This is a genomic window from Actinomadura sp. NBRC 104425 (assembly GCF_030269545.1).
Lineage (GTDB): Bacteria > Actinomycetota > Actinomycetes > Streptosporangiales > Streptosporangiaceae > Spirillospora > Spirillospora keratinilytica.
In genome coordinates this window covers 1-405 of record NZ_BSTN01000119.1, presented here as the reverse complement: position 1 = coordinate 405, position 405 = coordinate 1, and the positions used below count along the sequence as shown (strand labels likewise).

General features: G+C 68.1%; 1 protein-coding gene. It reads right to left on the bottom strand.

The features are described 5' to 3' along the window. A partial coding sequence (locus QSK22_RS33370; RefSeq protein WP_285498499.1) for an AAA family ATPase occupies nucleotides 1-405 on the bottom strand: 405 nt, incomplete at both ends.

The window sequence follows — 405 nt, the reverse complement described above, 5'->3', positions numbered from 1 at the left end:
CTTGCGGTACTCGTCGAGGGTGGTGGCGCCGATGGTCTGCAGCTCACCCCGCGCCAGCATCGGCTTGAGAATGGACGCGGCGTCGATCGCGCCCTCGGCGGCGCCCGCACCGACCAGCGTGTGCAGCTCGTCGATGAACAGGATGATGTCGCCGCGGGTGCGGATCTCCTTGAGCACCTTCTTCAGCCGCTCTTCGAAGTCGCCCCGGTACCGCGACCCGGCGACCAGCGCCCCCAGGTCCAGGGTGTACAGCTGCTTGTCCTTGAGGGTCTCGGGCACCTCGCCCTTGACGATCTTCTGCGCCAGCCCCTCCACCACGGCGGTCTTGCCGACACCGGGCTCGCCGACCAGCACCGGGTTGTTCTTGGTGCGGCGGCTCAGCACCTGCATGACCCGCTCGATCTC